Consider the following 8,573-nt stretch of genomic DNA (forward strand, 5'->3'; position numbering starts at 1 on the left):
GATGCCGCCTACGCAGCCTTCGGCAAGGTCGACATCCTGGTCAACAACGCCGGCTCCTCGCCGCTCGCGCCGTCGTCGCTCGAGACGCCCGAGCAATTGTTCGACCGCATCGTGGCGCTGAACTTCAAGGGGCCGTTCCGGCTGATGTCGCTGATCGGCAGCCGCATGGCGGCGGGCGAGGGCGGCTCGATCATCAACATCTCCAGCGCCGGCGCGCTGCGCCCGCGGCCGCAGATCGCGCCCTATGCCGGCGCCAAGGCGGCGCTCAACGCCATCACCGAGGCCTTCGCCTTCGAGTACGGACCCAAGGTGCGGGTCAACACGATCTCGCCCGGCCGCTTCCTCACCGACGTGTCGAAGGCGTGGAGCGAGGAGCACAAGCTCAACTCGACGGCGGCGCTCAGGCGCAGCGGCCGGCCCGAGGAGATTGTGACCGCGGCGCTCTATCTCGCCTCGAGCAAATCGAGCTTCACCACCGGATCGCTGGTCCGGGTCGACGGAGGAATTGCCTAGAGCGTGATCTTGTTTGGTCGAAGCACCAAAGAACATCCTCACCCTGAGGAGCGGCCGCAGGGTGAGGTACTCTTTGGTGCGTCCTGCGCAATCGAAACCTGTCCTGGGAGAAACCTCATGAAGATGAAAGCCGGTGTCCTGACGGTGTGCGGCGCGCCGCGGCCGTTCGCCAAGAGCAAGCCGATCCATGTGCTCGAGGTCGATCTCGATCCGCCCGGCGAGGGCGAGGTGCTGGTCAAGGTGGGTGGCGGCGGGCTCTGCCATTCCGACCTGTCGCTGCTGAACGGCGATCGGCCGCGGCCGACGCCGATCGTGCTGGGCCACGAGGGCGCGGGCGAGATCGTCGAGGTCGGTGCCGGCGTCCACGACGTCAAGCCGGGCGACCACGTCTGCTTCACCTTCAACGTGAGCTGCGGGCGCTGCCGGCGCTGCCTTGAAGGCCGTCCGTATATCTGCGAGCGATCCGTGTCGCCGCGCGCCGCCGGCCAGCTGCTGTCGGGCCATCATCGCCTTCACTACGACGGCAAGCCGGTGAACCATCAGTCCGGCGTGTCGTGCTACGCCGAGTATGCCGTGGTCGATCGCGGCTCGGTCGTGGTGATCGACCGCTCCCTGCCGCTCGACGTCGCCGCGCTGTTCGGCTGCGCCGTGGTGACCGGCGTCGGCGCGGTGGTCAACACCGCGCGCATCCAGCCCGGCAGCTCGGTGGCGGTGGTCGGCCTGGGCGGCGTCGGCCTCTCCGGCCTGATGGGCGCGGTGCTGGGCGGCGCCGGGCGCATCGTCGCCATCGATCTTTCCGACGAGAAGCTCGGGCTGGCGCGCCAGCTCGGCGCCACCGACACGGTGAACGCCAGGGATGCCGACCACGTCCAGCAGGTGCGCGATCTCACCAATGGCGGCGTCGACTACGCCTTCGATCTCGCCGGCACCATCAAGGCGATGGAGACGGCCTACCTGGTGACGCGCTGGGGCGGCACCACGGTGACCGCCGGCCTGTCGCCGATCGCCGCCGATTTCTCGTTCAGGCAGAGCGCGCTGGTCAGCGAGGAGAAGACCATCAAGGGCAGCTACATGGGCAGCTGCGTGCCGGTGCGCGACATCCCGCGCTTCATCGCGCTCTACCAGCAGGGCAAGCTGCCGGTCGACCGCATGATGAGCCAGCGCATCGGCTTCGATCAGCTGAACGAGGGCTTCGACCGCCTGCAGGACGTGGCGACGGTGCGCCAGGTCCTGGTGCCGCACGGGTGATCGCCAACTTCGCGCTGGCGGCGCTGATGGTCGGGCTCACCGTCACGCTGCACTTCTTCGGGCTGCTCGGCCTCTTGTGGGTGCTGCGCAGCCGCGGCCATCGCTTCCAGGCTCATGTGAGCTGGGCGGGCCAGGGGGCGGCGATCCTGTTCGTCGTGCTCGGCCTGGTCGCCGTGATCACCGCCGAGATCTGGCTCTATGCCGTGGCCTATCTCGCGGTGGGGACGCTCGACGATTTCGAGGCGGCGCTCTATTTCTCGACCACCAGCTTCACCACGCTGGGCTATGGCGACGTCGTGCTCGACCAGCGCTGGCGCCTGCTCGGAGCCATCGAAGGCGCCAACGGCCTGTTGCTGTTCGGCTGGTCGACGGCTTTCCTGATCTCGGTCACCGGCCGCATGCGCGCGCTGGAGCACGACTGGCTGGACCAACAAGTGGAACATCGCTCATGACTCTCGCCATGCCAACTCTGGCCATCGCGGCCGAGTCACCCTTGCAGGACGAGGTGCGGGACCTGGTGGCCGAACTCAATGCTGCGCTGCTGGCGCTGACGCCGCCCGAGTTCTGCTTCCACATGTCGGTCGAGGAGATGGCCGGCGACGACACCACCGTGTTCGTCGCCCGCGCCGACGGCAGGGCGGTGGCATGCGGCGCGCTGAAGCGCCATGCCGGCGGCATCGGCGAGGTCAAGCGCATGTACACGCGCCCCTCGCATCGCGGGCACAAGATCGGCGCGCTGATCGTCGAGCGCATCGAGGCACTCGCCCGTGCCGAGGGCTTCGCCCGCCTGGTGCTCGAGACCGGCGATCGCCATCCCGCCGCCTGGACGGTCTACGAGCGCGCCGGCTTCACCCGCTGCGGCCCGGTCCTCGACTATCCCGACTCGCAATGGTCGGTGTTCTACGAGAAGGCGCTGAAGTGAACCTCCCCAGCTCCGCCGGGAAGGTGTCTGCGTAACCGCGGACGGAGGGGTCATGGCTCTTCGCTGGGAACGCGCCACTCCAGTGGCGCTCATGGGATGCTTGATCGACAAGAAGAGCGCCACAGGAGTGGCGCGCTCCCAGCGATGACTCCTCCCCGGCTTTCGCCGGGGAGGATGCCGAAGCTGCTACGGCCTGATCGTGATCGAGAAGCTCGGTGTATTGTCGTACACGACCGGCGGCGGATAGTAGCCGTAATTGTACGGCGTCGAGTAGACCACCGGCGGCGCCCGGTAGTGATAACCGTTGTAATAGCGGTGCGGCGGTGGCGGATTGTACCACCGCGGATCGGGATGCCAGCGGCCGTCACCCCACCAGGCCGCGCTGGCGGGCGCTGCCGCGCCGGCTACCGCCATCGCCACGAGGGCGGCGAGGCCAAAGCGTTTGCGAATCGTCATGGTGTGCCTCCCTTATCCCTGGCCCGCCGGCTTGGGCGGGACGTAGCGCTCGAACACCTGGTCGGCGTTCTTCTTCTGCTCGGGAGCCATCGAATCGTAGAGCGACTTGAAGGCCGAGGTCAGGTGCTTCAGCCCATCGAGGCGAGCCTCGGTGAACTCCTGGTATGTCTTCAGATCGTCGACCGCGGTCGTCTTCTCCGGCGGGATCGCGCGCTTGGTCGCCACCAGCTTCTCCATGCTGCTGGCGTTCTCGCGCATCGCCTGGGCGACGCCGTTCCACTTGCCTTCCTGGTCGGGCGTGATCTTGAGCGCCGTCTTCAGCGTCGTGATGCGCTGCTCGACGGTCTCGGGCTTGCTGCTGGTCGCCGCGGCGGCTGCGGGCGGCTTGCCCTGGGTCTTCTGATCGGACATCTGCGCCACCGCCGAGCCGACGAGCAGCGCCGTGCCCGCCAGCGAGGCGATCGCAACCGTGCGCGCGATCGGCGCAATGAGGCGGGAATGAGCCATTCGTGTGTCTCCTTTCACGGGATGCATGGACGCGCCCTGCGACGGGCGGGTCCAAACCGTTCCCGTGGAACGGAGCGATCTACGAACGGTTGCCGGTGCTGCGGCCATCGGTCCCGCGACGGCCACCGCTCGGTCACAGGCGGTGAGAAGGCCTCAGCGGATCTCGAATCCGAGCCGGGCCAGGGTCGCGCGAAGGCGCTCGCGGCCGTTCATCGAGGCGATCGGGCCCATGCGATTGAGCACGCGCCTGGTCCAGGTCGTCGCGGCCATCTCGTTGCGCGCCGAGAACTTCTCCAGCTCGGCATCGTAGAGGGCGCGGTCGCGGCGCTCCGGTGTGGCGTCGTATCGCTCTCGGTGCAGCACCGTCGATTGCGACAGGCGCGGCTTGACCTCGTTCCTGGCCTCGGGATCGGCGTAGCCGACGCAGAGGCCGAACACGACGAACGATCGGGGCGGCAGGCCGAGCAGCGCGGCGACGCGCGCGGGATCGTTGCGCATGGCGCCGATATAGACGGTGCGCAGGCCGAGCGCGTTGGCGGCGACGACGGCATTCTGGGCGGCGAGCGCGGCATCGATGCAGGCCACCATGAAGGTCTCGAGCCAGGGCAGCGCCTCGAGCTCGACCTGCTCGGCCTGGCCGAGCCGCTCGTTGCGCGACAGGTCGGCGATCCAGCAGAGATAGAGCGGGCACTGCTCGATGTGTTTCTGGTTGCCGGCGATGCTCGCCAGCTCCTTGCGCGTGGCCGGATCGTCGACGGTTATCGCCGACCAGACCTGCATGTTGGAGGAGGTGGCGGCCGACTGCGCGGCGGCGATCAGCGTCTCGAGCGTGCCGGCCGGCAAGGGGTCGGCCAGGAAGCCACGCACCGAGCGATGATCGAGCAGGCTGGCGATGGTCTCGTTCCACGGCCCATCGGACGGTGGGCCGTCATCCGGCGGCGTCGCGCCATAGCGGCGGCGCAGGGCCTCGGTCCGGGAAATCTCGGGCGTGGGGGAGGTCAGTGAGTCCATGCTGCCTTGGCCTGCGGTTTGGCGCGGGTGATTGCGGTCACCAGCGCGAGGAGGATGAAGCCGACGACGATCATGAAGATGGCGCGCGGCTCGTGCTGGTCCATCAGCCAGCCATAGAGCAGCGGCGAGGTCATGCCGCCCAGGTTGAAGCCGGTCGAGACGAAGCCGAACACCTTGCCGAACGAGCCGACCGGCGTGACGGCGCGCACCATCATGTCGCGCGACGGCTGGATGACGCCGTTCAGCAGGCCGCCCAGCGACATCACGGTGATCAGCACCACCGCCGGCATGTCGACCCACGCCATCAGGATCGCCATGGTCGAGGTGCAGGCGAAGCCGGTCGCCGCCACCCATTCGTGGTGCGGCGTGCGGTCGGCGATGATGCCGCCCAGCAGCACGCCGGCGGCGCTGAACAGCAGGAAGCCGGACAGGGCGATATTGGCGGCCGAGGCCGGCGTGCCGTGAATCTCGCCCAGGCCGACGACGCTGTAGGTCTGGATGCCGCCATTGGCCATGGCGAGGCAGAAGAAGAACAGCAGGTTGCGCAGGATCGGCGCGGAGAGCAGCAGGTCGAGCCCGACCTTGGCGTCGCCCTTCGGCGCGCTCCGGTCCGAGGCCTTCGGCCTGGCAATGGTCCTGGGGAGCACGCCGCCGGCGACCATGATCAAGAGCGCCACCGCGAAGGAGAGCCCGGCGGCGAACAGGAAGGCGCCGTGCCAGCCCCACAGGGCGGCGCAGGCCAGCACCATCGCCGGCGTGACGCCCGAGCCGAGGTAGCCGGCGAAGGTGTGGATCGAGAACGCCTTGCCGATCTTCTTCGGATCGATGGTGGCCGACAGGATGGCGTAGTCGGACGGATGATAGACGGTGTTGGCGAGGCCGATCAGGGCGTAGGCGATGACAAAGAACCAGTAGCCGGGCAAGACGGCCACTGCGGCAATGGCGACGGCGCCCAGCAACAGGCCAGCGGTCAGCATCAGGCGCGGGCCGATGCGATCGACCAGGAAGCCGGCCGGCGTCTGCAGCAGCGCCGAGGCGACGTTGAAGGCGGTCAGCGCCAGGCCGATCTGGGTGTAGCTGACGCCGAAGGCCTCCTTCACCGGCCCGAAGATCGGCGGCAGCAGCATGATGTGGACGTGGCTGGTGAAGTGCGCGATCGCCACCAGGGTGATTACCTTGATGTCGCGCCACTTCTTCGCGGTTGCAGGATCGGCGTCGGCCGCGAGGCCGAGCGGTTCACTCGTCGACGACATCGCTACTCACTCGTCGACGACATTGACGTTCAGCTTGCCGATGCCGGAGATCTCGACCTCGACCTTGTCGCCTGTCTTCATCCAGAGCGGCGGCTTGCGGCCCAGCCCGACGCCGTCGGGCGTGCCCGTGGCGATGACGTCGCCGGGCTCGAGCCAGGTCACGGTCGACAGGTACTCGATGATGGTGGCGACGTCGAAGATCATGTGGTCGGTGGTATCGTGCTGCACGACATTGCCGTTGAGGCGCGTGGTCAGCTCGAGGCGCTGCGGATCGGGGATGACATCCGCCGTGACGAGCCACGGCCCGAGCGGGCCGGTCGCCGGGAAGTTCTTGCCCGCGGTCACCGAGTGCTTCTGGAAATCGCGCACGCTGCCGTCGAGGAAGCAGGTGTAGCCGGCGACCACCGACAGCGCGCTGGCGCGCGGCACGTGGCGGCAGCGCTCGCCGATGATCACGGCGAGCTCGCCCTCGAAGTCGAAATCGATCGAGGCGCGCGGCCGCACGATGTCGCCGCCATGCGCCACCAGCGTGTTGTGCAGGCGCGAGAAGACGCTGGGCACGGTCGGCAGCTGGCGGCCGACCTCGCCGACATGGCTCGCATAGTTGAGGCCGACGCAGAGGATCTTGTCGGGATCGGGAATCACCGGCTGCAGCTCGACGTCGCCGAGTGCCAGGTCGGCCGAGGCGCCCTTGAGCGCCGTCGCCAGCTCGCCCAGCGCCTTGCCGGCGATCGCCCGGCGCAGGCTGGGCCAGCGCGCCGCCGTCCGCCCCGTCAGATCGACAATGCCGCCCTCGACGACCGCGCCAATCCTGGTCGCGCCCGCATGGCGAAAACTGATCAAACGCATGGCACGACCCTCAAGCGAAGGGCCTGTCGAGTAAAGCGAAATCGTCGTGATTGGGGGGTGATGAAAGGGTCCCCCGCTACGCTCGGGGCTTTCATCAGAGCAACCCAATCACCTCATCTGAGAAGCGCCCGAAGGGCGCGTCTCGAAGGATGGGCAACAGGCACCGAGGCTGATCCCATCCTTCGAGACGGTCACTACGCGACCTCCTCCGGATGAGGTCTTACTGGTCGAGGTCAAAGACTCACTTCCGCGCCAGCAGCCTCGTCAGTGCCTTCGACAACCTGACGCTCTCGACCGGCGCGGGGGGGTTGCCGAGGTTGGCCAACCGCTGCTGCGCCAGGGCCTCGGCCTGGGCGACGGCGCAGGCGACGCCGTCGAGCAGGGGCGCCTCGACCGTCGGCTTCAGCCGCGCCGCGAGACCGGCGAGGCCGGCACCGCCCAGGATGACGACGTCGGCGCCATCCTCGCGGGCGCAGGCATTGCAGCCGTCGGCCAGCAGCTTCATCGCGGCCTTGGGATCGCGCGCGATGTCGGCGCCGGTCGGCGCCACGGTGCGTACCGAGGCGAGCCGGCTCGCGAGCCCGCGCTGGGCGACGAACTCCTCGAGCATCTCCTTCCAGCGCTCGCCGCCGGTGACGATCGAGAAGCGCTCGCCGATGGCGCAGGCCTGCAGCACCGAGGCGTCGGCCATGCCGACCACCGGCACGGGTGCGATCTCGCGCAGGGCGGCGAGGCCGGGATCTCCGAAGCAGGCCAGCACGACGGCGTCCTTGGCGCCACGGTCGCCGGCATAGGCGTCGACGGCGGCGTGGCCCGCGATCGCGTAGCCGACGCGCGAGGCGATGTAGCGTGGCCCGAACGCGCCGGTGACGGCGCGCAGCCGCGTGCCCTTGCCGGCGAAGGTCCGTGCGGTCTGCAGAACGAGGCTGGTGATCGAGCGCGTGGTGTTGGGATTGATCAGCAGGATCTCGGTCATAGCTGCATGACTTCCTTCAGCCGCGCGACGTCGTGGTTCTCGCCGATCGACAGGGCGCAGATGCGTGACACATGGGTGACCGGCAGCTTCGCCTCCTTCGCCCATGCAACCATCTGGGCCTGCACCAGCCGCAAGTCCTTCCTGCTGGTTCCGGTGGCGGAGAGCGGCACACCGGAATCGCGCAGGCAGAGCAGCACGTCGCCCGACAGCACGAAGGCATCCCAGCCGAGGAAGCGCAGCAGGTACTGGCCGCTGTAACCGCCCAGTCGCGAGCCGCGCCTGGCCAGCACCTCGAGCAGGCCGGCCTGGTCGTCGGCCGGCCAGTCGGCGAGGAACTTGCCGAAGCTGCCGTGCTCCCTGGCGATCTCGGTCACGAACTTCGCATTCTCGCGCACCGACCTGATCTTCTGCGGATTGCGCACGATGCGCTTGTCGGAGGCCAGCTTTTCCCAGAACTCGCCGGGCTGGAACAGCAGCCGCTTGGGATTGAAGCCCAGGAATGCCTCCTCGAAGCCCGGCCATTTCTGGTCGATCACGCTCCACACGAAGCCGGCCGAGAAGACCCGGCAGGCCATCTCCGACAGCACGCGATCGTCGCCGAGCTTGGCCAGCGCCTTGTTGTCGGGCTTCTTGGGCATCAGGCTCGCCAGCACCTTGTCGCCGCCTTTGCGCCTGGCCGCGCGCTCGCGGATGCTCTTGAACGAAACCTTGGCCTTGGCCATGCAGCGCCCCCCCCATCATGCTCTTCCAGACCGCGAGCATCAGAGTCTTCCTGGACCGCGGGCGTCCCCCCCCCACATGATAATGATCGGGCGGGACGCCCCCGGTCCAGGCGGGT

Annotated in this window: 11 protein-coding genes; 4 read left to right on the forward strand and 7 right to left on the reverse strand. The window is 68.3% G+C overall.

What is annotated here, in order from left to right; genetic code table 11:
* The 4 genes from AB7O82_RS35050 to AB7O82_RS35065 all read left to right on the forward strand — a co-directional run.
* On the forward strand, positions 1-513 hold a 513-nt coding region (locus AB7O82_RS35050; RefSeq protein WP_428621547.1), incomplete at its 5' end, for an SDR family NAD(P)-dependent oxidoreductase.
* Positions 514-630: 117 nt separating this feature from the next.
* Positions 631-1,761, forward strand: a complete 1,131-nt coding sequence (locus AB7O82_RS35055) for a zinc-binding dehydrogenase (protein ID WP_428551580.1) — start codon at positions 631-633, stop codon at positions 1,759-1,761.
* Positions 1,758-2,213, forward strand: a complete 456-nt coding sequence (locus AB7O82_RS35060; protein WP_428551582.1) for a potassium channel family protein — start codon at positions 1,758-1,760, stop codon at positions 2,211-2,213. The genes AB7O82_RS35055 and AB7O82_RS35060 overlap by 4 nt, the downstream gene beginning before the upstream one ends.
* An 8-nt stretch (positions 2,214-2,221) precedes the next feature.
* A complete protein-coding gene (locus AB7O82_RS35065) occupies positions 2,222-2,683 on the forward strand; it encodes a GNAT family N-acetyltransferase (RefSeq protein WP_428621549.1) in 462 nt (153 codons plus the stop codon).
* A 186-nt stretch (positions 2,684-2,869) separates the two neighbouring features.
* Here AB7O82_RS35065 and AB7O82_RS35070 read toward each other — a convergent pair whose 3' ends face one another.
* From AB7O82_RS35070 to AB7O82_RS35100, 7 genes are all read right to left on the reverse strand, one after another.
* Complete coding sequence (locus AB7O82_RS35070; RefSeq protein WP_428621551.1) at positions 2,870-3,139, reverse strand: hypothetical protein; 270 nt, start codon at positions 3,137-3,139, stop codon at positions 2,870-2,872.
* 12 nt (positions 3,140-3,151) lie between these two features.
* Positions 3,152-3,646: a Spy/CpxP family protein refolding chaperone gene (locus tag AB7O82_RS35075; RefSeq protein ID WP_428621552.1), complete on the reverse strand. Its 495-nt coding sequence runs from the start codon at positions 3,644-3,646 to the stop codon at positions 3,152-3,154.
* 153 nt (positions 3,647-3,799) lie between these two features.
* Entirely contained in the window at positions 3,800-4,657 is an 858-nt protein-coding gene (locus tag AB7O82_RS35080) for a nitroreductase family protein (RefSeq protein WP_428545434.1), read from the reverse strand.
* Positions 4,645-5,910, reverse strand: coding sequence for an MFS transporter (locus tag AB7O82_RS35085; protein ID WP_428545437.1), 1,266 nt, complete (start codon positions 5,908-5,910; stop codon positions 4,645-4,647). Before AB7O82_RS35085 ends, AB7O82_RS35080 begins: the two co-directional genes overlap by 13 nt.
* A 6-nt stretch (positions 5,911-5,916) precedes the next feature.
* The gene (locus tag AB7O82_RS35090; RefSeq protein ID WP_428545440.1) at positions 5,917-6,759 is read right to left on the reverse strand and encodes a fumarylacetoacetate hydrolase family protein; all 843 of its coding nucleotides are present in this window, start codon (positions 6,757-6,759) and stop codon (positions 5,917-5,919) included.
* A 241-nt stretch (positions 6,760-7,000) separates the two neighbouring features.
* On the reverse strand, positions 7,001-7,735 hold the full coding sequence (locus AB7O82_RS35095) for an aspartate/glutamate racemase family protein (protein WP_428545443.1): 735 nt from the start codon (positions 7,733-7,735) through the stop codon (positions 7,001-7,003).
* The gene (locus AB7O82_RS35100; protein ID WP_428545446.1) at positions 7,732-8,457 is read right to left on the reverse strand and encodes a DNA-3-methyladenine glycosylase I; all 726 of its coding nucleotides are present in this window, start codon (positions 8,455-8,457) and stop codon (positions 7,732-7,734) included. The genes AB7O82_RS35095 and AB7O82_RS35100 overlap by 4 nt, the downstream gene beginning before the upstream one ends.
* Between the last annotated feature and the right edge of the window lie 116 nt (positions 8,458-8,573).

The organism is Reyranella sp., assembly GCF_050185545.1.
Taxonomy (GTDB): Bacteria; Pseudomonadota; Alphaproteobacteria; order Reyranellales; family Reyranellaceae; genus Reyranella.